At 45.2% G+C, this 25,998-nt stretch carries 23 protein-coding genes and 1 pseudogene; 2 read left to right on the top strand and 22 right to left on the bottom strand.

Annotated features, from left to right (window positions below; genetic code table 11):
* Positions 1-41: 41 nt before the first annotated feature.
* The 11 genes from DMO16_RS23030 to DMO16_RS22980 all read right to left on the bottom strand — a co-directional run bounded on the left by DMO16_RS23030 (position 42) and on the right by DMO16_RS22980 (position 11,784).
* Complete coding sequence (locus DMO16_RS23030; protein ID WP_129480168.1) at positions 42-500, bottom strand: DUF523 domain-containing protein; 459 nt, start codon at positions 498-500, stop codon at positions 42-44.
* A 341-nt stretch (positions 501-841) separates the two neighbouring features.
* Positions 842-2,356, bottom strand: coding sequence for an acetyl-CoA hydrolase/transferase family protein (locus DMO16_RS23025; protein WP_129480167.1), 1,515 nt, complete (start codon positions 2,354-2,356; stop codon positions 842-844).
* 131 nt (positions 2,357-2,487) lie between these two features.
* Positions 2,488-3,132 carry a LytTR family DNA-binding domain-containing protein gene (locus DMO16_RS23020; protein WP_129480166.1) on the bottom strand — a complete coding sequence of 215 codons (645 nt, stop codon included), beginning with the start codon at positions 3,130-3,132 and terminating at the stop codon, positions 2,488-2,490.
* An 86-nt stretch (positions 3,133-3,218) separates the two neighbouring features.
* Positions 3,219-3,500 (bottom strand): DUF3219 family protein, encoded by a 282-nt coding sequence (locus tag DMO16_RS23015; protein ID WP_061972339.1) that lies wholly within the window; start codon positions 3,498-3,500, stop codon positions 3,219-3,221.
* 28 nt (positions 3,501-3,528) lie between these two features.
* Positions 3,529-4,248, bottom strand: a complete 720-nt coding sequence (locus tag DMO16_RS23010; RefSeq protein WP_129480165.1) for a DsbA family oxidoreductase — start codon at positions 4,246-4,248, stop codon at positions 3,529-3,531.
* Between the two features lie 198 nt (positions 4,249-4,446).
* The gene (locus tag DMO16_RS23005; protein WP_061972337.1) at positions 4,447-4,836 is read right to left on the bottom strand and encodes an acyl-CoA thioesterase; all 390 of its coding nucleotides are present in this window, start codon (positions 4,834-4,836) and stop codon (positions 4,447-4,449) included.
* Positions 4,837-4,949: 113 nt separating this feature from the next.
* Entirely contained in the window at positions 4,950-7,016 is a 2,067-nt protein-coding gene (locus DMO16_RS23000) for a catalase (protein WP_129480164.1), read from the bottom strand.
* A 122-nt stretch (positions 7,017-7,138) separates the two neighbouring features.
* Entirely contained in the window at positions 7,139-7,621 is a 483-nt protein-coding gene (locus DMO16_RS22995) for a (2Fe-2S)-binding protein (RefSeq protein WP_129480163.1), read from the bottom strand.
* Positions 7,618-8,454: an FAD binding domain-containing protein gene (locus DMO16_RS22990; protein ID WP_129480162.1), complete on the bottom strand. Its 837-nt coding sequence runs from the start codon at positions 8,452-8,454 to the stop codon at positions 7,618-7,620. Before DMO16_RS22990 ends, DMO16_RS22995 begins: the two co-directional genes overlap by 4 nt.
* Entirely contained in the window at positions 8,441-10,777 is a 2,337-nt protein-coding gene (locus DMO16_RS22985; RefSeq protein WP_129480161.1) for a xanthine dehydrogenase family protein molybdopterin-binding subunit, read from the bottom strand. Before DMO16_RS22985 ends, DMO16_RS22990 begins: the two co-directional genes overlap by 14 nt.
* Positions 10,778-10,791: 14 nt before the next feature.
* Entirely contained in the window at positions 10,792-11,784 is a 993-nt protein-coding gene (locus DMO16_RS22980; RefSeq protein WP_082635816.1) for an XdhC family protein, read from the bottom strand.
* A gap of 459 nt (positions 11,785-12,243) precedes the next feature.
* On the opposite strand from DMO16_RS22980, the gene DMO16_RS22975 reads away from it, so the two are divergent.
* Complete coding sequence (locus tag DMO16_RS22975; RefSeq protein WP_241840638.1) at positions 12,244-12,615, top strand: sporulation protein; 372 nt, start codon at positions 12,244-12,246, stop codon at positions 12,613-12,615.
* Positions 12,616-12,775: 160 nt separating this feature from the next.
* Here the strand turns inward: DMO16_RS22975 and DMO16_RS22970 are convergent, their stop codons facing one another.
* Positions 12,776-13,207 (bottom strand): Fur family transcriptional regulator, encoded by a 432-nt coding sequence (locus DMO16_RS22970; protein ID WP_129480160.1) that lies wholly within the window; start codon positions 13,205-13,207, stop codon positions 12,776-12,778.
* 123 nt (positions 13,208-13,330) lie between these two features.
* Positions 13,331-14,788, bottom strand: a complete 1,458-nt coding sequence (gene katA, locus DMO16_RS22965; protein ID WP_129480159.1) for a catalase KatA — start codon at positions 14,786-14,788, stop codon at positions 13,331-13,333.
* A 204-nt stretch (positions 14,789-14,992) separates the two neighbouring features.
* Here katA and DMO16_RS22960 point away from each other — a divergent pair, with 204 nt between their 5' ends.
* A complete protein-coding gene (locus DMO16_RS22960) occupies positions 14,993-15,442 on the top strand; it encodes an Hsp20/alpha crystallin family protein (RefSeq protein ID WP_241840637.1) in 450 nt (149 codons plus the stop codon).
* 660 nt (positions 15,443-16,102) lie between these two features.
* Here DMO16_RS22960 and DMO16_RS22955 read toward each other — a convergent pair.
* The 9 genes and pseudogenes from DMO16_RS22955 to DMO16_RS22915 all read right to left on the bottom strand — a co-directional run bounded on the left by DMO16_RS22955 (position 16,103) and on the right by DMO16_RS22915 (position 25,919).
* Positions 16,103-17,110, bottom strand: coding sequence for an LLM class flavin-dependent oxidoreductase (locus DMO16_RS22955; protein ID WP_425590050.1), 1,008 nt, complete (start codon positions 17,108-17,110; stop codon positions 16,103-16,105).
* A gap of 97 nt (positions 17,111-17,207) precedes the next feature.
* Positions 17,208-18,212, bottom strand: a complete 1,005-nt coding sequence (locus tag DMO16_RS22950; protein ID WP_129480157.1) for an LLM class flavin-dependent oxidoreductase — start codon at positions 18,210-18,212, stop codon at positions 17,208-17,210.
* 187 nt (positions 18,213-18,399) lie between these two features.
* Positions 18,400-18,705: pseudogene (locus tag DMO16_RS22945) on the bottom strand (Na+/H+ antiporter NhaC family protein); the annotation flags it as partial.
* A gap of 44 nt (positions 18,706-18,749) precedes the next feature.
* Positions 18,750-19,574, bottom strand: coding sequence for a carbohydrate ABC transporter permease (locus DMO16_RS22940; RefSeq protein WP_061972325.1), 825 nt, complete (start codon positions 19,572-19,574; stop codon positions 18,750-18,752).
* Between the two features lie 10 nt (positions 19,575-19,584).
* Positions 19,585-20,487, bottom strand: coding sequence for a carbohydrate ABC transporter permease (locus DMO16_RS22935; RefSeq protein ID WP_129480156.1), 903 nt, complete (start codon positions 20,485-20,487; stop codon positions 19,585-19,587).
* A 22-nt stretch (positions 20,488-20,509) separates the two neighbouring features.
* Positions 20,510-21,760 carry an ABC transporter substrate-binding protein gene (locus DMO16_RS22930; protein ID WP_129480155.1) on the bottom strand — a complete coding sequence of 417 codons (1,251 nt, stop codon included), beginning with the start codon at positions 21,758-21,760 and terminating at the stop codon, positions 20,510-20,512.
* 27 nt (positions 21,761-21,787) lie between these two features.
* A complete protein-coding gene (locus DMO16_RS22925; protein WP_129480154.1) occupies positions 21,788-23,881 on the bottom strand; it encodes an amylo-alpha-1,6-glucosidase in 2,094 nt (697 codons plus the stop codon).
* A 120-nt stretch (positions 23,882-24,001) separates the two neighbouring features.
* The gene (locus DMO16_RS22920) at positions 24,002-25,042 is read right to left on the bottom strand and encodes a LacI family DNA-binding transcriptional regulator (RefSeq protein WP_129480153.1); all 1,041 of its coding nucleotides are present in this window, start codon (positions 25,040-25,042) and stop codon (positions 24,002-24,004) included.
* A gap of 88 nt (positions 25,043-25,130) precedes the next feature.
* Positions 25,131-25,919: a putative hydro-lyase gene (locus DMO16_RS22915; RefSeq protein ID WP_176716398.1), complete on the bottom strand. Its 789-nt coding sequence runs from the start codon at positions 25,917-25,919 to the stop codon at positions 25,131-25,133.
* Positions 25,920-25,998: the final 79 nt, after the last annotated feature.

Below are 25,998 nucleotides of genomic sequence, written 5' to 3'. Positions count from 1 at the left end.
AATTCCAGTTCTTGTTCGACTAAAGTACCCTTTAGTGATAACTAAAAGAAATTTTCAATAAATTGTTCTTCTGAAATTACTTGTAAACCATTTCTTTTAAGTAAGGCTGAAGTAACTCCGTTTCCAACAATTTTGTTACCCTTAAATTCACCGTTATAAATCATTAAACTGCCACAGGATGGGCTATTCTCCTTGAGAACAACTAGTGTTGCGTCCATTTTTTTAGCTTTTTCTAAAGTAGCGTAAGCTCCTTTTATGTAAACTTCGGTTACGTCGTTACCAGATTTCTCAACTACTCTAGCCTTCCCATCCAGTACATCTTCTCCGTCTCCGCCTACTATTTCAGCAGGTTCCCTTGGGATTGAAAACCCACCAAGCATTTCGGGACAGATAGTAACAGCTTGATTCTCTCCAACTAATTTACTTATCCTATTATCTAAGCTATGTGTACCGTTATACCTTACTTGTAATCCAGCTAGACAAGAACTGACCAAAATCAATAACCACACACCTCTCCAATAAATCCACACATTGCCATCCTTATTGTACGAAACTGCCCCGTTAATTGTATAAGAAGAGCATATTGCCGGCACCCCAAGTGAACTTGAAATGGACAGCAATTTTCACACAACATTTTAAAGGAGCACTTTTTATTGTCCATTATAAAATATAAAGTTACTATCTATGCCAAAAATGAAATATCAAGCTAAAAACGTTAATAAAATGACCTGTGCCAATTCACACGTCATTTCTTATGTCATTTATTAAAATAGCAACCGAAAACGCAACCCTTTAACAAAAAAAGCTGACTTCGCAAAAGAGAAGTCAGCTTTCTTATGGTTTACACAGGCTGTGCTGCCTTTTCGAGCATGGTTCCGTTCTTTTCAAAATTGGTATGCCACGAAAAAGCCTTTTCAAGCACATGCGGCGTTTGTCCGCCTTTTTTCAACGCCTCTTGGTAATATTCATTCAGCTGGTCACGGTACAGCGGATGCGCGCAATTTTCGATAATCTTCTGCACACGCTCTCTAGGCGCCAGCCCTCTTAAATCTGCGTATCCCTGTTCTGTGACAATCACATCCACATCATGCTCTGTATGATCCACATGGGATACGAATGGAACTATGCTCGAGATTTTTCCGTCCTTTGCAATGGATTTGGTCACGAAAATACCAAGGCGCGCATTGCGGGCAAAGTCTCCTGATCCGCCAATGCCATTCATCATCTTCGTTCCCATCACATGGGTCGAGTTAACATTACCATAAATATCCAATTCAAGCGCAGTATTAATAGAGATGAGCCCCATCCGGCGAATAAGTTCCGGATGATTGGAAATTTCCTGAGGTCTCAGGAGCAAACGGTCTCGGTACGTTTCAAAATTGGAAAATACGCTTTTCATTTTTTCTGAAGACAAAGTAATCGAGCAGCAAGACGCAAATTTCACTTTACCGGCATCCAACAAATCAAATACCGCATCCTGAAGAACCTCTGAATAGACTTCCAAATCCGTAAACTCGGAATCCAGCAATCCGTGAAAAACCGCGTTAGCCACCGAACCGATTCCTGACTGAAGCGGAGCGAGCTTTTCTGTCAGACGGCCTGCCTTGATTTCTTCTCTTAAAAACGTGATCAAGTGCTGGGCCATAACAACGGTTTCCTCATCGGGTTCAATGATGGTGGACGGCGAATCCTCTTGATGGGTAAAAACAATCCCTCTGATCTTGTCCACATCCACCTGGATTCCCTTTACACCGATCCGGTCGGAAGGCGCAGAAAGCGGGATGGGCTGCCGTTCACCCTGCGGCCCTGGTTCGTACAAATCATGAATGCCTTCGAGCAACTCTGTCTGTGCGGTGTTAATTTCAATGATGATGTTTTTGGCATGCTGTGAAAACACCATAGAGTTGCCGATCGATGTGGTTGGAATCACCATACCTTCCTCGGTAACTGCAATTGCTTCCAAAATCGCAAAGTCGATTGTGTCCAGTACATTTGAGCGGATCCATTCCGATGTATGGGACAAATGCTGATCAACAAAATGAAAATCCCCGGCATTGATGCCTTTTCTCATGGTCGCGTCTGCCTGAAACGGCAGCCGTTTGTTAATCATGTTCTTCTCGGCAAACAGTTTATCAACATCTGACCCAAGGGAGGCACCTGTGAACACATTGACTTTCAGGGGATTTTCCTCCGCCCGTTTGGCAAGAGCAAACGGCACGGCCTTCACATCTCCTGCCCGCGTAAATCCGCTTAAGCCAAGTGTCATTCCATCTTCGATCCAGGATGCGGCTTCCTCTGCAGACACTATCCGATCATGTAAGCGCTGATCTCGAATTCGTTTGCAAACGCTTTCCATTTTCTCCACACTCCTTGTCTCTCTCTTTTCATAAGTGTAGCAAACAGAATCATGATCGAGAGAGAAAGGGAATAAATCACAAAAAATTGAGATAAGACAGAACATTCAGTTCACCAAACAGAAGGATCTGGTCAGAAGCCAAGCAATGTTCTGAAATAGCTTGCATAAGACTGGCTGACGGGCACTTGTTCACCGTTTTTCATTTTTAATAAAAAGGTTGAATGGCTGTCCGGATAGATCTCCAAAATGTGATGGACATTTACGATGAACGAGCGATGACAGCGGACAAAATTATCCTTGGGCAAAAGAAAATCAAACTCATTCAGTGTATCTTTATGGCTTCCCGTGTGCTTTTCCCCTATGACGTAGGTCTTGCGGTCCTTCGCCTCCAAATAAAAGATATCCGAGAACGGGATTGGAATCCAGCCATCCTCGCTTTTTACCGTAACCACCGTTTTCCCGCTAGTCAGCGCCGGAAAAATTGCGGTCACACATCCTTGCAGTTCTTCCTGATCAAATAAGGGAACCGCCATCCCATAATAAGGCGTTCCAAAAATATCGCGATTGATAAATTGGGAGACCTTTTGCCGGGACACCAGTGCTTTATGTGTAATGGTCCCCTCCTTGATCTCATCACCCGGTTTAATTTTTAAATTGATCCGTCTGCTGGGCTGATAATAAATATAATGCTCGGTATCCGTAACCGCAATTGATGCTTCGTTTGAAAACAATTCACTGATGACATCAAGAAGTGCTGATGTTTTAAACCGTTCCATAGCTCACACCTTTTCTTTTTACCTTGTTGTTCCTCTGATATTGTAGCACGAAAAAAGAGAACGGAAATCCCGCTCTCTTCGTGATTTTATTCCTTTTCCGTAAGCTCCAGATAAAAATCTCCTACTGCACTTTCTTCGTACAGGTTTGTAACGGAAGTAGAATAATTGGTGATGGATGCCCTGAACGATATCTCTTCCTCAGGAACCTTTACATCGAAATCGTTTTTGTATAACAGCGTGGTAATATCGTGATAGTCTTTGTGTTCAACCTGAAATTGAAAAGAAATTTGCCTTCGTCCGTTCACTGCTGTTTGTTGAAAGTCACGGACCATGATTTTTGTGTCATTCAAAATAACGCTGCTCGCCATACATTTCACTCCTTATCTAGGGAACAAATTAGATGTTGCAGGAACCGTCACTGCAGTCATTTTCCTTGTTTTTTTGATTCTCGGTTTGGTTCAGCAGTTGAATCGGAGACTCCTCCTGTTCCTCCTTCTTCACCTTTTCAAGAACCTCAGTAAATACATCCTCCGGCTGCGCGCCTGATACTCCGTATTTTTGGTTAAATACGAAAAACGGAACGCCGGTAATACCAAGACGGGAGCCTTCTTCCTCATCGGCACGGACATCCTCTGCGAATTTTCCTTCTTTTAAAACAGCAAGAGTCGCCTGCTCATCAAGTCCCGCTTCTCCGGCAAGTTTTGCAAGGGTAGGGTGATCATTAAGATCAAGGCCTTCGGTAAAATACCCTTTCAAGATCCGCTCTGTTACTTCTTTTAACAATCCATTCTGTTTGGCAAAATGGGAGACCCTGTGGGCATCAAACGTATTGGCCGGAATCGCCCGGTCAAAGTCATACGACAAACCAACGTCCTTTGCGCGTTCTGTCATCTGGTCGTTCATGCTTTTTCCCTGCTCATACGATGTACCGTATTTCTGGGCTAGCACAGCATGAATATCCTGATCCGTTTTTTGAAACGAAGGATCCAGCTCGAAGCTTTTGTACACAACCTCCACTTGCTCGCGTCCTTCAAACCCACTCAGGGCATTTTCAAAGCGCCTTTTTCCTATATAACAAAATGGACAAACATAATCTGACCATATTTCTACCTTCATTTTGTACCTCCTCGTACCTTATTCTCCCCTATTGTAAAGGGAATACGCCGATTTGGCTCTCATACTGCTCACGAGGGGAGGGTTAAGCGGGGTGGTGAGAAGCGGTACTTGCGGTTCGCCAAGAAATAGTTGCATATCACGTCATTTTCATAAAAAAAAGAAGCCTGGACTTCGTCGTCCCGACCTCTCTTCCTACGCCTATTTCAAATGTTTCTGAAGCTCCACCCGGATGTCCTCCGGAATACATTCCGAGGTTTTCGTCTCCAGATTATGATTAACATAGACGGCCGTTCCCCTGGCACAAAGCCGGTTTTCCTGATGAATTTCTTCATAGAGCTCAAGGCTTGTGTTTCCGATTCGCTGAACCCAGGTGTAAACCTTCACTTCCTGTCCGAAATAGATTTGGTCCACAAAATCAACATTCATATTTAAAATAATCATTCTCCAGTTTTTAAAAGAACTGTCCGGCATAAACAATTTAAACAGCTGATTCCGCCCTGCTTCAAACCAGATGGGAATGGTTGTATTGTTAATATGGCCGACGCCGTCTGTTTCTGACACACGCGGTTCGATGATGGTTGTATACATAGACTCCTGTCCTTTCGTTCGTCATTTGCTCCATATCTATTTCTCGTTATTCATTCCTGTTTCCTCTACAAAAAAGAAGCAGCTTTACCCGCTGCTCCTTCCAAAAGATTCTTTTATACCTGGCGCGCCCAGTGGCGGTGTTGTGCAATAGCTTGAATGAATTCATCGCTGTTTCCGCCTTGCAAAATCACGACGCCATCTGCACTTGAGCTGGTTTCTACTCCTGCTGCTGCAAGAAGTTCCGTCCCATCTTCAGAGGCTCCTACGGCTTTATAGTGGCTGTACGCCTCATTCACAAACGTTGTTGCCTCTTTAATTCCTTTTAAGGTGCTGACACTATCACCTCCGCCTGCCACATATACGGCATCGTACAGAACGGAATCACTGGTCAGTAACGTCTGATTTACCTGAAGCTCCTCTCCTTGACTGCTCGAGATAGGAGTCAATGTTTCACTTATAATTTCAGAAGCAATTCCTGCATTTTTCAACGCATTCTGAAGCCCTTTTACTTCTTCTCCATTAAATCCGTCTTCTGCCAAAATCGCTACTTTTCGGGTAGCTGGTGCTTTTACCGTATTTTCCTGGCTCAATGCCGGAGAAGACATGGTTTCATCGGATGGCTCAATCCCTTCCGGAGCTGTCACACCGATCCCTGCGGCAACCTGCTCCGCAAGTGTTGTATCCACATGGCAGATCACCTCAACCACCTGTTGCTGCACATTTTTGCTTTTGACTTTTCCAAGCTCAAAGCGGAAGGCTTTAATGATATGCTGTTTTTCCACCTCAGACATACTGTTCCAGAAAAGCTTCGCCTGGCTGTAGTGGTCTTTAAAGCTTTCACTGCGCTGTCGGACCTTGCGCCCTTCTACTTTCTCCTGATAGTGAACATAGCCGCCTTCTCCTTCTGTTGCCGGCGCGGGATCATTATTATCCAATGAGTTTTTGTGATAAGCGACTGGTCCCTGGTTAATGGTCATGCGGTGCATGCCGTCCCGCTGATTGTTATGGAACGGGCACACCGGACGATTAATCGGGATTTCATGGAAGTTCGGGCCGCCCAATCGCGAAAGCTGTGTGTCTGTGTACGAGAACAATCGTCCCTGAAGAAGCGGATCGTTCGTAAAATCAATCCCTGGCACTACGTGGCCCGGATGGAATGCGACCTGTTCCGTTTCTGCAAAATAATTATCCGGATTTTTGTTGAGTGTCATCTTGCCGATGATCTTCACAGGAACCTGTTCCTCCGGCCAAACTTTCGTTGGATCAAGCACATCAAAATTGAAGTTGAATTCATCCTTCTCTTCAATCATTTGCACGCCAAGCTCCCATTCCGGGTAATCGCCGTTCTCAATCGCCTCATACAGGTCCTGGCGGTGGAAGTCAGGGTTCTTGCCGGCAAGTCGCTGGGCTTCATCCCATACAAGTGAATGGACACCAAGCTTCGGCTTCCAGTGGAATTTAATAAAGCGTCCCTCGCCTTTATCATTTACAAAGCGGAACGTATGGACACCGAAGCCTTCCATCATCCGGTAGCTGCGCGGAATCGCACGGTCGGACATCGCCCACATCATCATATGAGCCGATTCAGTATTGTTGGCGATAAAATCCCAAAATGTATCATGGGCTGTGGACGCCTGAGGAATTTCATTGTGCTGCTCCGGCTTGAAGGAATGAACAAGATCCGGAAACTTTAGCGCGTCTTGAATAAAAAAGACCGGAATGTTGTTTCCGACAAGGTCATAGTTTCCTTCTTCGGTATAAAACTTTGTGGCGAAACCACGCACGTCTCGTACCGTATCTCCTGAACCACGGGATCCTGCCACCGTTGAAAATCGGACGAAAACCGGTGTTTTTACGGATGGATCCTGCAAAAATCCTGCCTTCGTATATTCTTTCATGGATTCGTAGACTTCGAATTCACCGTGTGCAGCATAGCCTCTCGCGTGGACAATCCGCTCCGGAATCCGCTCATGGTCAAAGTGGGTCATTTTTTCACGAAAATGAAAGTCTTCCATTAAGGTAGGACCGCGTACACCCGCTTTTAACGAATGCTCGTCCTCGGAAACCTTGAGCCCCTGGTTGGTTGTGAGTTTCTTGCCTTTATTGTTTACGCGGAATGCATCAAGCTGCTTATTTTTCTTGTTCTCTGCTCCATTTTTGCTGGAATCGTTGTTATTGATAGTGTTCTCCTCCTTTTTCTTCGGTCAAATTTGATGATTGGGATTATGTACTACTCATAGACGTACCCTTCATGGCTGAAGTTAAACCAGATGTTTAGCTTCCAAGCAGGAACAAAGCCAGCTTACTGGTCATTCGGTAAGCCGGCCTTATCTTCCCGGTTTATTTTAAGCAGAGATTTTACCGCCTTTTCAATTTCCTGATATCCGGTACACCTGCAAATATTAGAGCTTAAAAATTCTTTAATGGTGGAATCGTCCGCATTCGGATGCTTTTTCAGCAAACTGTTGATATTCATGATAAAGCCCGGCGTACAATATCCGCACTGAAAAGCAAAATGTTCAATAAAAGCATGCTGAATGGGCGAATCCTTTAATCCTTCAATCGTGCGTATCGTTTGGTTCATCCCTTCAACCGCAAGCATCAGGCACGATTTCATGGCCGTGCCGTTCACATTGACCGTACAGGCTCCGCAATCACCGTTCAGGCAGCCCGGCTTTGCCCCGGTCAAACCAAGCCTTTCCCGGAGCACAAAAAGAAGTGTGTCTGATGGCCAAAACGCAATTTCTCTTTCTTCATCATTTACGGTTAAACGGGCTGAAATCATGGATGGTTCCCCTCCAGTTCCCTTAACAAGTCTTGAAGCATCTGTTCCAGAACGAACACCCGATAACCGGATGAACCTTCTACATCATCGAGCACCGGCTGCGGCACATGCCGAAGCGCTTCTTGAATCCTGTCACCTAACGGACCAACTTGTTGAATGGATTTTTCCATTTCGAACGCCCGAAAAGGAAATGGGCAAAGACCGCTAATCGCTATCCTGGTTTCATCTTCCTTTTTTAAAACAGCTACCGTGATCAACGGATAACCTGTATCCCATTGCTGTCTTCGTTTAACGCACACATACGGCATCGTTAAAAAACGCCGGTCCGTGTGCAGTTGAACGAGGAATTCTCCTTTTTGAAGCTTAAGATTGCGCTTGAAAAGCTGATGAATAGGTGTCTGTCTGAGTCCGTTTTTCCCTGCAATTACAACATGGCTGTCAGTCAACAAAAAAGGGAGCACCGCTTCGCGGTAAAAAATTTGTCCGCAAATATTTCCTCCCACCGTAATTTTATTTCTGGCCGTATGATCAGCCACCCCGCTCGCTGCTTTGCTTAATAATGGGAACACGTTTTTTTCCTCAACTGCCGTTAAAGAGAGAGCTGATCCGACGATCAACTGCTGATCTTTTATGGTAAACTCCTTGCATTCCCCAATGGCTTTTATGTCAATAACCGCGTTTGTTTCCACCAGATTCAGGCGGCCCAGGGTAATAATTTCGGTTCCTCCAGAATAATAGACCGGAATCTTTCCTTCACGTTCGAGCTGCTGAAAGAGCCGGACCCCTTCCTCCACCGTTTTGGGCAGGTAATAATCAAAATCATAAGGAAGCATGGGAATGTCCTTCTTTTTGTTTCATTTTCCAGATCTGTTCCGGAATAAGAGGCAATTCGTTCAATTTTACACCCGCGGCCAGGGAAAGGGCGTTTCCAAGAGCAGCAGGCATCCCCATCAGACCATGTTCTCCGGCTCCTCTGGCGCCGTAGGCCGCATCAAGTTGTGGAGTTACAACAAATTCCACGTGATACTCTGGATGTTCCCCATACCGGAGCGGCCGGTAGGTTCTTAATTGCGGATTCAAAACTCTGCCCCATTCATCAAAAACAAAGGTTTCCCTTCCACCAAAGGCAAGCCCCATACTCATCGCCCCCATCACCTGGCCACGTGCTGCTTTTTCATTTAAAACCGTCCCAATATCAACCGCTGAAAATGCACGGACGATTCTGTAGGTGAGATGTTTTTTGTCATATTCAATTTCGACCGCCTGGGCACCGACCGACCATTCCGGCCCCGGCTTTCCTGCTCCCGTCTCTTTATCAAGGTACGTGAGCCTTCTGAGATTGTAATGACCTCTTCCGATGATCTGACCGCCAATTCCATTTCCGTTCGGATAAACATAGCCATAGGCCACATCTTTAATATCAAGGTGAGTTTCCGGTTCATCACGCAAAAATACTTTTCCGTACCCTACCTCCAAATCAGCGGCATGGACCCGCAACACACACGAAGCGATGCTTTTTAACTGCTCAATCAAATCTTCAGCTGCCGCCAGTACAGCACGACCCGCCATAAAGGTGCCCCGGCTGGCCACCGTTTTCCAATGTTCGGGGGTACTTTGTGTGTTTACTTTCATTTGGACATGAACCATCCGTATATCCATTTTTAGCCGTTCGGCCAAAATTTGTGCCAGGATCGTTTTTGTTCCTGTGCCAATTTCGATGACACCAGAAATGAGGTTGATGCTTCCGTCAGGATTGAAGCTCAAGGTCACTCCGGAGCCTGCATCTGATTCAATCGTGGAGGTTTTCCATATACAGCTGACCCCTTTAACCCTTAGTTTATCGTTGCCGAGGTCCTGAATCATGCCCATATCCCAGTCAATCATTTTCTTTAACCGAACAATGCATTCCGGTAAATTTCCTACATTGCTTTTATTCAGCTTCACTTGTGTCGGAGTGGTATCTCCCGGCCGGATCGCATTAATGTATCTAAGCTGTAATCGATCCATTCCGAGCTTGTCGGCGAGCACATCCATGGTCCGTTCCACGGCGAACAGGAGCTCTGAATGGCTGAACCCTCGAAAGGGTGCTGCATACGGATGATTCGTATAAACACAGAGTGAATCACACCATACATGATCAATATCATAGGGACCCGTACAGTCGACTGCTGCAGCCCGGTTTAAATCAGCACCTTTGTCAGAATACGCTCCTCCATCAAACAAAAAAAGAAGCTCTGCCGCCTGAATTTTTCCGTCCCTGGTACTTCCGAGCTTCACGGTGGCATCCAGGCCGATGTGGCATGGCGAAGTCAGCATATCTTGTTCCCTGATATTTAAAATCCGGACTTTTCGCCCTCCCACCGCAATGGACGCGATAAAGGCAAGAAGTTCGAGCTGAATGGACGCCTTACCTCCGTATGCACCTCCTACCAAGGGTGTTTCTACAACGATCTTTCCAATGTCCACGCCAAAATAATCATGGATTAACCGTTTCACCATGAATGGCGCTTGTGACGAGGTCATGATGTATACATTGCCATCGGGATGGATTTCAGCGGTTGAACACCTTGTTTCCATGGCCGCATGATCGGATGGAGAAAATGAAAAGCGCTCTTCCACCACTACCTCTGACAGATTCCATCCTTTCTCCATGCTGCCTTTGCGTATCTTGGTCCGGTTGGCAACGTTGGTTCCTGGCTCAGGATATACCCGATCCTCCTTTTTATAACTGCCGAGCTGTTCATGAACGAGTGGCGCGTTTGGCTTTAAGGCCTCTGTCGGCGAATGTACGACCGGCAATTGTTCGTATTCCACTTCTATCAGTTCGGCTGCCCGTTTGGCCTGTTGCGGAGTATCGGCCACCACAAGAGCAACCGCTTCGCCGTGGTGTCTCACTTTATTTTTCGCCAGCACCGGACGGTCCCTGATTTCTTCACCGGTTAACGGAAAGTGCTCGCCTGTTATAACCGCACGCACACCAAACACCTCTTTGGCTTTTGCTATATGGATGCTCTTGATTACAGCATGAGCATAGGGGCTTACAACAATTTTGGTATGGAGCGAGTCAGTTGCCGGATAATCTGCTGTATATCTGGCCGTACCGGTTACTTTTTCCCAGGCTTCTTTCCGAAACACACTTTTTCCGATCAACCCCAATGCTACCCTCCCCCTTACCTTTTGCTTATATCTGCCGCCTGGTTCCTTGTACGGAAAACGTTGATCATTTCCGCAAGTATGCTTATGGCAATTTCTTGAGGACCTCTCGAACCGATAGAAAGTCCCACCGGCGAATGAATAAAATCCGGCAGTTCTTTTGTTTCCAAAAGCCGTTCTGTACGCTCCCTCGGCCCCAGCACACCAACATAACGAAGCTGGTCCTCCGGCAGACATGACAAAAATTCTTTATCTTTTTGAAAGTTATGAGACATCACGACGATAAAATCTCGTTCATTTACCATACATACCTTACTTAACCCCCCCGATTCACAACAAAATGTCTCTACCGGAAATGAATAGTCCTCTTTGGACAAGAGAGCCGGCCGCCAGTCACACACCATGACCATCCACCCTGTTTTATATGCCAGCTCAGCCACTGTTCTTCCATCAAATCCCGCCCCAAATACGATCAGGCGCGGTTTAGGTTCATAGAGATGGGTATAGACCATTCCTTCATGGTCCATAAACTGAACACCGCTTGAAAACAAAGAAGCGTGGTCCGTATCCTCCACTTTTATAAATTCATTGACTGTTGTGGGGTAAGGCATGAGAGAAATTTCTTTCCGGTGCAAAATCGATTTTCCCTTTTCCAGCATGGACTTCGTATAAAGGAGCTGACGTCTTAATTTATCATCCACCACCTCCAACCAGACATGCAGCACCCCATTGCAGCCGGCTCCCTGTCCCCAGGAAAGATCATCTTCCTCCTTCAGGTTGTATGTAACATATTGGGGGATACTATCTTCCGCAACTCTGCGGGCTCTTTCCATGAGATCAGCCTCTGCGCAGCCGGCACTGATCATTCCTGCCTGTTTCTCCTCCCAGAAAAGCATCATCGCCCCTTCTTTCAAATAGGACGAACCTTCGACTTTAATTAACGTCGCTGCCACACAACCTGCCTGCAACTCTTCCATCTTATGAACCAATTCATAAAAACCAATCATCATGCCCACCCCCAGATGGTCCCGAGCCCATCCCTTCTTTCCGTCAACGGAAATCGCCCATTATCACAATGTATTCAGAGGATGCCTCTGGTTAGAATACCGGATTTCACATGGTCATAAAAAGTTAACAATTGCTTATGAAAAAGTGTGTTGACATCACTAATCCATGCGTATACAATGGGTATCGAATCGATGAAGTGATGAACCAAACGACTATAAAATTGATATAAATTGACTCCAAAGGGGAGTAGCTGACAGTTACGTCGACATCCCGTGATTCCTTGATCATCGGCTTAACTGGCAACATCTAGTTGTAGCGACACCTTTGCCACCTGGTAAAGGTCTTTGTAGATGTTAAAACCTTTACCAGGACAATACAGGTAAAGGTTTTTTACTTGAACAATCACTTTCTTCAATTGGCTATTATCAACTGGAGGTCTGATCACCGTGTTAAAAAAATGTATGAGCTTCTTCAAGCTAGGACAGGCAAGTATAGATTTAGTTTTGGACTCAAACGAGCTGAAGCCCGGTCAAAATGTAAATGGCTATTTCCGCTTGAAAGGCAAATGGATGAAGCAGATTATAAAAAGGCTCGAGTGTGACCTTATCCTTCATAACACTGAAGATAAAACCGAACACATGATTGAGTCTGTAACCACCATCTACATGTCCAAAGAGCTCGCCTCCGATGGCAGTATCGAAATTCCACTAACGTACCAACTGCCGCAAGATCTTCTATCATCCTCATCAACGGTCTCCTACCGTTTTCAAACAAGACTCATCTGTGACAACATGCGTTGTGTGGATCACGATGAAATTACAATATGCAGCTAAACAAAAAACCCAATCGGCATCCGATTGGGTTTTCGTTTCGTTTATCTTCTTTTCATTCTCATTCCGCATTTGCAGCGGACACTGTGTTTTAATTGTTTAATTTCACAGTGGCATCGTGGACATTCAACAGGAACAGGTACATTCATGCTAAAACCTCACTTTATTCGTTATTTTTCTTTTTGCATTCCTGGCAAAGGCCATAAAACTCGAGCGTGTGGCGGTGAACTTTAAATTGTGCCACCTGGGCAGCAGCGTACTCCACTTCATTCAGTAAAGGATAATTAAAATCTGCAATTTGCTGGCACGATTCACAGATCACATGGTAATGACTGGTATCGGCCAATTCATATTTACTGCATGAACTTCCAAACGAAAGCTCGTTGATGAGATTAAGCTCTGCAAAATATTTCAAATTATTATAGACGGTAGCCAGAGTAATGAATGACGGAAGTTCCCTGTGAATCTCCTCAGCGGTTAAATGGCCGTTCATCGCTATAATGTTTTTCAGGATCAGTACACGCTGAGGGGTGATCCGCATTCCGATTTCTTTCAGCCTGGTTTTTGCTGCTTGTTCCGCATCCACGATCAACATCCCTTTTAAACATTTTTTTAAAATACACACTCAGTACGTATTAGTTGCAATACGCACTCAGTACGTATTAGTTGCAATACACACTCTTGCCTATCAATTGAGAAAATTACTTGTAAATGAGAATTAACGAGTTTCTTGAGGAAGCGGTAAGGCTAGACCTTCAGCCACCTTTCTTCCATATTCCGGATCCGCTTTAAAGAAATGCTGAATCTGGCGAAGCTTGATTTCTTCTTTTTCCACAGGCTTCATGGCTCCTACAATATTATTGACAAGCCGTGTACGTTCTTCTTCGGTCATGAGACGATACAGGTCTCCTGCTTGAGTGTAGTGATCGTTGTGATCATAAGCCACACTGTCGGCCACTCCATAAACTGGGTAAGCAGCCTGCTTATTCTCTGGAGACTCTTGCGGTCCTCCAAAACTGTTTGGCTCATAATACACGGACCCACCGCCATTGTTGTCAAATCGCATCTGCCCGTCTCTCTGATAATTCTTCACTTCATTGCGCGGACGGTTGATCGGCAGTGCCTGATGATTGGCGCCTACACGATAGCGGTGTGCGTCAGAGTAGGCAAACAGGCGTCCCTGAAGCATCTTGTCAGGAGAAACGTCAATTCCCGGTACAAGGGTACCTGGTGAGAATGTCGCCTGCTCCACTTCAGCAAAATAGTTTTCAGGATTTCTGTCCAATATCATTTTGCCCACCTCAATTAGCGGATAATCCTTTTGGGACCACACTTTCGTTACATCAAACGGGTCAAAACGATAGGTGTTTGCATCTTCAAGCGGCATGATCTGAACATATAGCTTCCATGCCGGGAAGTCACCCTCTTCAATGGCATTGAACAGATCCTCTGTATGATAATCCGGATTTTCCCCAGCCATTTTAGCGGCCGCATCAGGAGCAAGATTGGCTACGCCTTGTTCTGTTTTAAAGTGATATTTAACCCAGACCCCTTCTCCTTCTTTGTTCACCCACTTGAAAGTGTGGCTTCCAAACCCGTGCATATGACGGAGTGTGGCCGGAATCCCGCGGTCTGACATCAGAATGGTTACCTGATGAAGAGATTCTGGAGAAAGTGACCAGAAGTCCCAAACAGCGGTTGGATTTTTGAGATGAGTTTTCGGATCTCTTTTCTGTGTATGGATAAAATCAGGAAACTTGATGGCATCTCTGATAAAGAACACCGGTGTGTTGTTGCCCACAAGGTCATAGTTTCCTTCTTCGGTGTAAAATTTCACGGCAAACCCACGAGGGTCCCGAACGGTATCTGCAGAGCCGTTTTCTCCTGCAACCGTTGAAAAACGGACAAAAAGCGGTGTACGTTTTCCGACTTCAGATAAAAAATCGGCCTTTGTGTAGTTGGAAACATCATTGGTGACTTCAAAATACCCGTGAGCTCCTGCTCCTTTCGCATGAACAACTCGCTCAGGCACCCGTTCCCGGTTAAAATGTGCGAGTTTATCCAATAGGTGCACATCCTGGATGAGCGTTGGTCCTCTTGAACCTGCAGTCATTGAATTTTGGTTATCTCCAACTGGAGCGCCCCAGCTTGTTGTTAAACGATTCTTGTTCGTCATTCGAATCACCTCGTAAGTTATTTAGAATTATTATAAATATAATGATAACAGCTATTACTATAAAATCAATACTTTTTTATAATAATTATAATTAAATAATTCAACTAGATAACTGAAGTCAACAATTGAAAACCATAATGTTTTCTCCTTTCGCTCATAAACTATATAGAATCGGTCAATTTTGAGAGGATGGAGGAAAGGTTGATGGGGAAAAAAGTGAATTTCGACTGGGCTTCCATTCAAGAAAAAGTGGATGGCGTACTGGGTCATGATTTTTGGCAGGATCTAAACCGGGTTGTCCCCAAACGGACCGCATGCAGCGATTTTTATGAAACAGAAACCGAAGGCCATATTATCGTTGAGCTTCCCGGTTTACACTCCCAGGAAGATCTTCAAATCGAGCTAGAAGCCAACCAGTTGATCCTGCAGGGAAATATCCCTTATCTATATCCTGTTGAAAAAGAAGCGCTCAAAATCAACGAACGGCTGTCCGGCCCCTTTAAAAAGGTCATTTCCATTCCATTCGCATACTTACCGGATGATATAAAAGCAGAATACAAGCACGGCTTGCTGCTAATTACGTTGACAAAAATAAAAAAAACGAAACCGATTACGATTTCGTTTACTGAGGAAGCTAAGCCTGATCCATCATGATTGGGGTTTCTCTTAATTATTCCTGCCGCTAAACAACGAAACAGCTCTGTCCATTCAAGGATAGATTATTCGTAAAAATAAACTTATGCCTTTTTAAAAAAGATATTTACGAACACTTGTTCCTGTGTTATTCTTTAAAAGAAGGCGCGGATGGTAGCCGCACCTCCCCCGAATAACTCTCTTTGGCCAGTTGTTACCTAGCTGGCCGCTTTTTTTACCTTTAATCTGCCACTTTGTGTAGACATTCTACAACCTCATTAAGAAAGCTAATATAAAAAAGCACTGCATGAGCAATGCTTTTAAATAGAAATATCATTTGTTCAAATATCTAAAATTTATGTAATGAACAAGATTTCCTAGCGCTGAGGATTAGCAGTAAACAATTGAGATAAGTAATCATTCAAGTCGAACTTTTCACCTTTAACGAATTCATTGATTTCAACTTTGTTATAATTTAACATCTCGTTCATCTCCTTTAAAGGTATTATGAACTTAATATACCCCGACTATTAAATTTATAATCTATCATTTTTTAAATCCACAATTTAACCTTAACGTTCGCCTTTTCCTCATGTGCAGATTCTTTCACTCCCTCATTAAACAAATTGTATTTGATAAAACAAAAATCCCCTCTCCATGGTGGAGAGGGGGCATAAACGGTTACTTGCTAAATACTTCAGATACAATTTCATAAGAACGAAGCCGGTCTTGATGATCAAATATTTGCGCGTTAATGATCATTTCATCTGCCTTTGTCTCATCCAGGAATTCCTGCAGTTTTGCTTTAACCGTTTCCGGTGTACCGATCATCGTTGTGCGAAGCTGCTGGTCAATGGAAGCTTTTTCGTAAGGAGACCAGATACCTTCCATGCTTTGAACCGGCGGCTTCAGCTTAGAAGGAATTCCGCGCACGAGGTTCAAGAACTGCTGCTGCATGGACGTTGCAAGATAAGCAGCTTTTTCCTCAGTATCCGCCGCAATAACGTTTACGCCGACCATCGCATATGGCTTATCAAGGACCTCTGACGGTTTAAAATTACGTCGGTACACATCCAGCGCAGGCAACGTGTTATCCGGTGAAAAGTGGCTGGCAAACGAGAACGGCAAACCAAGCTGTGCAGAAAGCCTTGCACTAAATCCGCTAGAGCCAAGAAGCCAAATTGGAATATCGAGCCCTTCTCCAGGAATGGCACGAACTCTGTTTCCGCCACCGTCTGCTTTTAAGTACGCACGGAGCTCATCGACCTGTTCAGGGAAATCTTCCCCGTTGCTCATGTTCTCGCTGCGTAAGGCATGAGCCGTGACCTGATCGGTTCCCGGCGCTCTTCCCAGACCGAGATCGATTCTGCCCGGATACAGGGATTCCAGTGTGCCGAACTGCTCGGCAATGACAAGAGGTGCATGGTTTGGCAGCATGATCCCGCCTGAACCCACACGGATTCGTTCGGTTCCGCCTGCCACATGCCCAATTACAACAGAAGTTGCTGAACTGGCGATGCCGGGCATGCTATGATGTTCTGCCAGCCAATAGCGGTTATATCCCCACTTCTCCGCATGCTGGGCCAAGTCCAATGTTTTCTTTAATGAATCTGCAGGAGTTTCCCCCACAATGACTGGAGAAAGATCCAGTACAGAGTAAGGAATTTCATGAAGTTGCTTATTGGACAATTGAATAGTCCCCTTTCTGTATATCACGAAAAATTAGATTATTTTTTACCTTCTTTTTGATTGTAACAAGTAAATGTAAAGCTTCTAAATTTTTTGCTCATGATGGATCCAAGCAAACATTTGAAAGAAGCTCGTAGGAATGAATGCGGTCACGGTTATCATGCGCAATAGTTACAATCATTAATTCATCTGCCCCATAAAGAGATTGCAGCTCCTCGAGACGTCGCTTCACTTCTCCCGGACTGCCCGTAATGGTTCTATTTTTCATCCGCGCAAGGAGTTCCTTTTCCTCTTCGGTCAACGGATAGTCTTTCGCTTCTTGCAATGAAGGAACGCCTTTGCTTCCCTCTCCCTTTTGCAGCTGCAGCTTCCATATATGATTTGGAAGAGCCAGTTCTTCTGCTCTGTCCGCTGTTTCTGCACAAAAGACAGATACAGTTACGATCGTGTACGGATCAGCCATCCAGGAACCGGCTTTATATGTCGAACGGTACTGTTGAAGTATTTCCGAACCTTCTTGATCGCTCATAAACTGCCCGAAAACATAAGGCAATCCATGCTTCGCCGCGAGTAGAGCACTCTTTTTACTCGTTCCCAGCATCCAGGGCAATGGCGCCATTTTCGGAACTGGAGAAGGAGATATCTTTGAAAACATATGGTCTTTCGGAAAATCATTTTTGAAGAAATGAAGCAGCTCTTCAACAGATTCCGGCATCCGGCGAACCTGTTCCAAATAGTTATCCGATAAAGCCATGGTCGCTTCGGCAGAGCCACCCGGAGCACGTCCGATCCCTACATCAATCCTGCCCGGAAACAACGTGGCCAGCAGATTATACGTTTCCGCCACTTTATACGGTTTGTAATGAGGCAGCAAAACAGCACCAGATCCGATTCGGATGGATTCTGTCTGACCTCCGATATACCCCAGCATCACTTCAGGAGCAGGACACGACAACCCCGGAAAATCATGATGTTCAGCAATCCAGTATCGCTCATAGCAGAGCCGATCACCGGCCTGTGCCAGAGCCAGTGAATTTTCCAATGCCTGTTTGGCCGTTCCCCCGCTTGATGCCGGTGACTGGTCAAGAATGCTTAATTTCATATAATGCCTTCTTTCTCTACACTCTTTTTTTACTATCATACCTCTCCCGTAGCAAACCTAAAAAAAAATTGCCTGTTATGATGGCAATTTTTTCAATGAACATATTCCAATTGTAAACTTATTCAAAATAATTACCTTAAAAAACTGCCCTCCATTTGCATGTAACAATGGGAAGGCAGTTTTGACTTTAAGCGTGTTTCTTTTCCGTATGTTCTTTTCGTTCTTTTAGCTTCGGATATCCGATCAAAATGGCAATCACGCCGCAAACGGCGATTAAAATCGGATAAAAAGAGTAAGCGAGCAGGCTCACTGGTGAAATCGAGCCGATTTTGGCCGCCGTCAGCAGTTGGGCACCGTAGGGAATCAAGCCTTGAATAGCGCACGAAAAGATATCAAGAAGACTTGCTGATTTACGCTTATCGATGCCATATCGATCGGATATCTGCTTGGCAAGAGGACCTGCTGTAATAATGGAAATCGTATTGTTGGCGGTGGATTAGTTTTTGGAAAGACGATTTTTGTCCTTCTAATGCCGGACTACTTCTCTCCTGTAAACTTAATGCCTTTCACAAAATAGCGGTTAAAGAAGGCATACAGTATCAAAATCGGCAGAGTAAAGACCATAGAAGCTGCCATAATGTAATTCCAGTAGCTGATAAACTGTCCTTTGAATGAATTTAGCCCTAACGGAAGAGTGAACATGCTTTCATCAGACAGGATGATCAGCGGCCGCATGAAATCATTCCAGAAGGCCATAAAGACAAAGATGGTTTGTGCTGCTAATGCCGGCTTTGCAAGCGGAAGAACAATCCGGAAAAAGGTGCCGAATTTGCCCAGTCCATCTATAGCTGCCGCTTCCTCTACTTCTTTTGGAAAGTTAATAAAGAACTGGCGCATCATGAATATGAAGGTGGCATTGACCGCTCCGGGGATGATCATGCCTTGATACGTATTCAGCCATCCGAATGCTTTTAAAATCAAGAAGTTAGGGATGAGCGTTACCTGAAACGGAATCATCAGCACCGCCAAAATGATAATAAAGATACTTTTTTTGCCCGGAAAGCTGAGACGGGCAAGAGCATAACCGGCCATCGAATTGAAAATCAAATTCAAAAAGGTGCCGACCACCGCAATAAACAAGCTGTTAAACAACCAGCGACCAAAAAGAGGCTCCCTCGTAAAGATCTCCTTATAGTTATCGATGGTAAAGTTTTTTGGTATAAAGTTAATGCTTCCGCTTACGATTTCTCCCAAAGATTTAAAAGAGGATGAAAGAGCCCATAAAAACGGAACAAGGGTGATCACCGCATAGACAATCAAGATTACATACAGAATGGTTTTTCCAATCGGTCGTTTTTTCATGGTACCCTCCTCAATATAGTGATTCTTCCTTGGAAAATTTCCGTTGCAGAAGTGTTGCGATCAAAATAATGATGGCAAGCATGAACGCGAGTGCTGTCGCATAGCCCATGGTGCCTAGTGATTTAAAGGCATATTGATAGATCAGAAGAACAACCGTCAACGTCGAGTTGTTCGGTCCACCCGATCCTCCTGAGAAGATATAGGACTGATCAAACAGCTGGAAGGTTCCAATGAGACCCATGATCACCACAAAGGAAGTCACCGGCCTCAAATTGGGAACCGTAATGTGCCAGAACTTCTGAAGTCCGGTTGCGCCATCGAGTTCCGCAGCTTCATAGTGGCTGTCTGGAATATCCTGAAGGGCCGCCAAGTAAATCACCATAAAAAACGGTGCGGTCGCCCAAATGTTCATAATCATGATGGCCAATAAAGCAACGCTCGGGTCACCAATCCAGTTATAGGTAGGCAGGTGCAGCATGTCCAAAATGTGGTTGATCAGACCGTTTTGATTGTACATCCACATGAAAATCAAAGTAAGCACTGCTGATGAAGTCAGTGTCGGCAAAAAATAAACGATCCGGAAAAACTTCTGACCCTTCATGCCTGCATTCAGGGACGCCGCCAATACAAGCGCAAGCAGCGTCTGGAGCGGCACAACAATCACCACGTAAATGAAGGTATTTTTTAGAGCAATATGCGCCCGGTCATCAAACGTGATCTTCATAAAGTTATCCAGTCCCCTAAATTCCAGGTTCGTGCCGCCAAGCAACTCTACTTTATGAAAAGAAAGGTAGATTGCACAAAGGATGGGAGTGATTACAAAGATTCCAAGAATGATCAGGACCGGTGCCATGAACAGGTACCCCTGCCCCGCTTCCCTTCTCAATTTTTTGGAAGAACTGCTTTTTACCATGTTTCTTCACCTCTCTTTTTTGTTATTCCGCTACCTTAATCTCTTTGTTGGCCTGTTTTTGCGCGTCTTTCAAAGCATCCTTCAGCGGCCGTTCTCCAAGATAGGCACTTAAAAATTGGTTGTTGAAGTTATTCATCACGATCGGCAGCATCGGACCGTCCTGCCAAACAGTCGCATATTTGGCTCCTTTAACAAGGGGTCTACGCAGTGGATCCTTGTCAAAGCCGAGTTCTGCAGCTACTGACTTACGCGTAGGCAAGGCAAAGCCTTTGCTTGTCCATGTTTTCATGCCTTCTTTTCCGGTCAGGTACTTGATTAGTTCCCATGACGCTTTCTTATGCTTGGATTCTGCATTCATGGCATAACCGACGGTAAAGGACATGGTTCCCTTCTTGCCGTTAACCGTTGGCAGCTCGGCGGTTCCATAATCTATTTTAGGAAACGTATCTTCCATGAACGGAATGTTCCAGTTTCCTTCCATCACCATGGCAGCCCTTCCCTGGCCAAACATTTCTCCCCCGGAACCTGATCCAACCTCTGAAGCTTGAGCTGCGGTTTTATCTTTTAGATGCATATCCAATATCGGCTGCAGTGCACGCGCCACACGGTCTTCTGCAAAAGTCGCACGGTCATTTGTGATGACCTGGCCGCCCTGGGACTCAGCCATGTAATACAAACGCTCGATCTGAGGCATTACACCGAATCCATAGACTTTGTTGCCTTTGGTGAGTTTTTTCGCATCTTTCTCCAGCTCTTCCCATGTTTTTGGCGGACCTTCTATCCCCGCTTCCCGAAACATTTTTTTGTTGTAGAAAAGGGCAAGCGTGGAATAGTCCTTTGGAAAGCCGTAAATTTTACCGTTGTCTTTAAACGCATCTAACATCGGCTTTTCAAAATCATTCACATCAAAATCTTTGGTTACATACTTGTCCAGCGGTTCAATTGCACCTGTTTCGATCAGGCCGGGTGCTTCAAACGCATCCAGGTAAAAAACATCGGCTGCTGTTCCCCCAATCAGCCTGGTTTTCAAAACGTCCATGTACTGATCACTGATCTGATTAAACTTTACATCGATGTTCGGGTGGGATTTTTCAAAGTCGTCCAGCACTTCCTCCAAAAGTTTTTTCTCGACCGGATTTCCTCCCCAGCCGCTCAGTGTAATGACCGTTTTGCTGCTGCTTTCTGATTCATCCGGCTGGCTGCATCCTGCAAGCAGAGAAGTAGCCAGCAGGGCAGTTAGCCCCGCTGCTGAAACATATTTTTTCAACTTCATAGAAACCTCTCCCTTCCTATGCGTATTTTACTTATCGGTATGGATCGTATAGCCCGTTGTATTTTCATTTACGGTTAAGAAACTCTTTCCATTTTCCTTGCGAACGCTGACAGACAAGTAGCCGTTTCCAATCTTGATCGATTGTACGGTCAGTTCATTCACTCCTTCCGGAAGCTCAGGAGATACGGAAATCACTTCGTTCAAAGCATCTGGAAACAATCCGAGAACCGTTTGTATAAAGACAAGCGGTGTACCGGCAGCCCATGCCTGAGGTGAACAAGCGACCGGATACTTTACCGCAGGTCCGCCAGAGGCACCATAACCGCAAAACAGTTCCGGCAGCCGGTCATATTCAAAATGCTGAGCTGCGTCCATCAAGCCGTTAATCACCTGGTTGGCCTGCTTCTGATGGTTCAGCTTGCTCATGCCCAGTAAAATCATGCTGTTATCATGCGGCCAAATGCTGCCATCATGGTAGCTCATTGGGTTATAGCCGGCCTCTCCTTCTGCCATCGTGCGTATGCCATAACCGGAAAAGAAAGCCGGTGATACGAGCTTGGACACCGTCTGCTTCGCCTGTTCTTCCTCCAGCATGCCGGAAAACAACACATGACCTGGATTGGAGGTTAACGTTCCCACTTTCTTTTTTTCTTTATCAAGCGCAATGGCATAGAAGGATTGATCCTCCATCCAAAATTGCTCGTGAAACTTGGATTTCAGCTCTTCTGCTTCCTTTAGCAGTCTCACCGCTTCCTCTGCCTTGCCCTGTTTTTCATAGATCGCAGCAATCCCTGTTTTGGCCTGATACACATAGCCTTGAACTTCCGATAGCGCAATCGGGGTATCGGCATAATCGCCGTTTCTGTGCACAACTGAATCTGCGGAGTCCTTCCAGCCCTGGTTGGCGATGCCCTTGCTGGATTCCTGATGATATTCCACAAATCCGTCGCCGTCCCGGTCACCATACTCGTCGATCCATATGAGAGCATTTTCGATCGTTTGCTGAAGCTCTTCTGCCAGACTCAAATCACCGGTCCATTTGGTGTATTCGGTTAAAAGCATTAAAAATAACGGAGTGGCATCAATCGTTCCGTAATAAGGAGTGAACGGTATTTGCCCGGTCCCTGCCAGCTCTCCATAACGGATTTCATGCATGATTTTACCTGGCTGTTCATCGCGCCAAGGATCCACTTTTGTTCCTTGTTGAGAAGCGAGAGTCCGTAGCGTGCCTTTTGCAATCTCCGCATTAAACGGAAGCAGCTGCAGCGCGGCAATCAGGCTGTCTCTGCCAAACGGAACCCCGAACCAGGGAAGGCCTGCCACTGGAAACTGTCCGTACCCGATATCTGTCATTAACACCCTGAGGTCAAGGATTCCTCGGTCAACGAGGCGCTGTAAGCGGGAGGAATCGGTTTGAACACGGGCTGTATTCTTTTCCCAGTTTTCATAAGAGGCCTTAAGGTTCTCAAGAGCTTGTTCTGGTGCCATAATTTCACCGGATACTCCATCCACTTCTGGAGCAATCGTAAAGGTGACTGATTGGATTTCCTCATGATCCAATGAAAAGTGAAAAGCAACCTCGGAATCTGAAGTGTTTATTGCCTCACGGTCCCAGCTTACTCGTGTGGACCGTTTGACTCCGTCGGCTCCTTCGTAATGGTAAGTCAAGCTCTTGTCTGTATGATCGATGCCCGTTCGTTTGCCGGTTTCTCCGGATTGAAAACCGCGGACGATAAACATATCCGTAAAGTCCACATCCAGCTGCATGCTGATATCAAACTCAACTGGCTTAGGATAAAAGCTTTTCACCTGAACAGTTTCATACAACACGCCATCATAGATTAAGCGCTTTCTTTGAATCTCTACTGACTCCCTCCAGAGAATCAATTCTCCGTCCTTTTCCATATGAGGATTCGTCATCAATATGTTGGCGCTGTAATTTTCGTCGGCGGACGAAGAAAGCAGGATCGGGTCTTCATTATTAATTTTTAAATCAAACTTGCTTAAAAACCGTGTATCCTTTGTATATAGTCCCAGTCCGTAATCATTGTTCAAAGGAATGTTTCCTTTATCATCCGTTAATAAAAACAAATCATTTTCCTTAATTACTCGATAATCCAATTTTCTTCCTCCCCATAATTCCGAAACGTTTTGGAAGATGATAAAAAAATATATATTCCAAGATCCGAAACGTTTTCGGTTTTTCTTAAATTAAAACCAACAATCGTTTTATCAAAACGATCAAGTCGTTTTCGTTGAAAACGACCTTGTCGGTTTTAATTTGGTTGATTCACGTTTGACTAATGAGGTTTTCAGCACTTTTTTGTGCGTTCCTTCTTTTCCCTCTAGCATATCAATCAGCAAAATGGCTGATTCAAAGCCGATCTGGTATCGGTCCTGAGCAATGGTTGTCAGGGTTGGTGATGAATAGGATGCTAGCATGATGTTATCAAAGCCGGCCACGGAGAGATCGTCAGGAATTCTTTTGCCCATACGGCGTGCTGCCTTCATCGCACCGAGCGCCATGAGGTCACTTGCACAAAAAACAGCCGTAATCTCCGGATGTGCATGGAGCAGCTTTTCAGCTTGCACTTCCGCCTCTGATTCCAAAAAAGAACCATTAACCACGTATTGCTCCTGATAGTCGATCTTCGCTTGACCCAGTGCTTCCTGATATCCCTGAAGGCGCTGTTTGCTGACAAAGGCTTGCTCGTGCCCATTGATCATGCCGATCTGCCGATGCCCAAGCTCGATGAGATGATCCACCGCCATCTTTGCCCCTTGTTTGTTGTTGGTCGTAACATAACCCACACTGTCGCTTTCGATGGGAATATCGACAAGAACACAGGGAATATCGCTTTCCACAACTTCTTTTAAATAAGGGTCATCTGTTTTAATCCCCTGCAGAATTACACCGTCAACTTTCCGCTCCTGACAAAGCTGATTGTACGTTTTTTGCTGCTGCTGCTCGGAATTGGTGCTGAAGAGAATAAGATCATATCCCCTCTCTCCCGCACAGTCATTGATTCCGCAAAGCACTTCATACGTAAAATTATCCTTGCTGCCTTCGATCCGCATCCCTGAAACAAGCAAACCAATCGTTTTTGTTTTTTTCATGACCAGGCTTCGGGCCAGCAAATTCGGGCTGTACTGAAGTTCCCGGGCCACAGCTTTAATTTTTTCTCTTGTTTTCTCATTCACATCAGAGTATCCGTTTAATGCCCTTGAAACTGTGGTAACAGAGACTCCGGCATGTTTTGCAATATCTTTGATTGTCGCCACATTCAATCCTCCAAAACGTTTCGGAACGTAATGCTTATACTATACTCTTCTGGGAAGGCGCTTTCAACCCCTTTTTTCGTTCGTTTCCCTAAAGTACCCCGAACTCTTCATCCGTCCAATCCGTGATAAACATATGTCCGGGTGAATGGGTAATCACGAGTTTGGGCTTAACGTTCATTACGACTGCCTGAGGAGTTACGCCACAAGCCCAAAAAACAGGTACTTCTCCCTCTTTGATGGTTACTGCATCGCCAAAATCCGGTGTATCAATAGACTCGATCCCAATTGAACGTGGATCACCGATGTGTACAGGCGCTCCGTGCACCGATGGAAATCTGGAGGTCACCTGTACGGCACGTACCACATCTTTTTCGGGAATGGGACGCATGCTCACAACCATCGGACCTTCAAAACGTCCGGCTTTTGTACAGCTTATTGATGTTTTGTACATAGGGACATTGCGGTTCTCTTCGATATGCCTTACAGGAATTTTATTTTGCATAAGAGCTTGTTCAAATGAAAAGCTGCAGCCAATGAGAAAACCCGTCATATCATCCGTCCAGTATGAATGAATATCCTGTACTTCATCGGTAAGGATGCCATTGCGGTATATCCGGTAGCTTGGCAGATCACTTCGCAGATCTGCTGAAGGAGCAGCAAGTGCAGGAACTGAGCAGCCTGGCTCAGTTACATCCAAAACCGGACAAGACTTGGGGTTGCGCTGGCAGAACAATAAAAACTCGAACGCAAGATCCTTGGGAAGGATAACCAGGTTCGCCTGTGTATAGCCGTTGCACATACCCGCGGTAGGACCGTTCCATTGATTTTTCCGGATCATTTTACGTGCTTCTTCGGGGTGTATCAGACTGTTGTTCAGCAAGCTGTTTCCTCCTCATTTTTTTATTCTTCACAAATATTCTAACACTTTTCTCGTTTGGTGCATGTCAGGATAAAAA

Origin of the sequence: Fictibacillus sp. S7 (genome assembly GCF_004127935.1) — a bacterium.
GTDB lineage: Bacteria > Bacillota > Bacilli > Bacillales > Fictibacillaceae > Fictibacillus_C > Fictibacillus_C enclensis.
The sequence above is the reverse complement of the archived record's forward strand: the minus strand, read 5'-3'. Positions and strand labels throughout refer to the sequence as shown.

Excerpts from the sequence above, each read along its gene's own strand:
- DMO16_RS22975 (WP_241840638.1), top strand. The coding sequence starts at position 12,244 with ATGAGCTTCTTCAAGCTAGGACAGGCAAGTATAGATTTAGTTTTGGAC.
- DMO16_RS22960 (WP_241840637.1), top strand. The coding sequence starts at position 14,993 with ATGGGGAAAAAAGTGAATTTCGACTGGGCTTCCATTCAAGAAAAAGTG.
- DMO16_RS22935 (WP_129480156.1), bottom strand. The coding sequence starts at position 20,487 with ATGGTAAAAAGCAGTTCTTCCAAAAAATTGAGAAGGGAAGCGGGGCAG.
- DMO16_RS22940 (WP_061972325.1), bottom strand. The coding sequence starts at position 19,574 with ATGAAAAAACGACCGATTGGAAAAACCATTCTGTATGTAATCTTGATT.
- DMO16_RS23025 (WP_129480167.1), bottom strand. The coding sequence starts at position 2,356 with ATGGAAAGCGTTTGCAAACGAATTCGAGATCAGCGCTTACATGATCGG.
- DMO16_RS23015 (WP_061972339.1), bottom strand. The coding sequence starts at position 3,500 with ATGGCGAGCAGCGTTATTTTGAATGACACAAAAATCATGGTCCGTGAC.
- DMO16_RS23020 (WP_129480166.1), bottom strand. The coding sequence starts at position 3,132 with ATGGAACGGTTTAAAACATCAGCACTTCTTGATGTCATCAGTGAATTG.
- DMO16_RS23005 (WP_061972337.1), bottom strand. The coding sequence starts at position 4,836 with ATGTATACAACCATCATCGAACCGCGTGTGTCAGAAACAGACGGCGTC.
- DMO16_RS22995 (WP_129480163.1), bottom strand. The coding sequence starts at position 7,621 with ATGATTTCAGCCCGTTTAACCGTAAATGATGAAGAAAGAGAAATTGCG.
- DMO16_RS22980 (WP_082635816.1), bottom strand. The coding sequence starts at position 11,784 with ATGATGATTGGTTTTTATGAATTGGTTCATAAGATGGAAGAGTTGCAG.
- DMO16_RS23010 (WP_129480165.1), bottom strand. The coding sequence starts at position 4,248 with ATGAAGGTAGAAATATGGTCAGATTATGTTTGTCCATTTTGTTATATA.
- DMO16_RS22990 (WP_129480162.1), bottom strand. The coding sequence starts at position 8,454 with ATGCTTCCTTATGATTTTGATTATTACCTGCCCAAAACGGTGGAGGAA.
- DMO16_RS22950 (WP_129480157.1), bottom strand. The coding sequence starts at position 18,212 with ATGAAATTAAGCATTCTTGACCAGTCACCGGCATCAAGCGGGGGAACG.
- DMO16_RS22930 (WP_129480155.1), bottom strand. The coding sequence starts at position 21,760 with ATGAAGTTGAAAAAATATGTTTCAGCAGCGGGGCTAACTGCCCTGCTG.
- DMO16_RS22970 (WP_129480160.1), bottom strand. The coding sequence starts at position 13,207 with ATGTTGATCGTGGATGCGGAACAAGCAGCAAAAACCAGGCTGAAAGAA.
- katA (WP_129480159.1), bottom strand. The coding sequence starts at position 14,788 with ATGACGAACAAGAATCGTTTAACAACAAGCTGGGGCGCTCCAGTTGGA.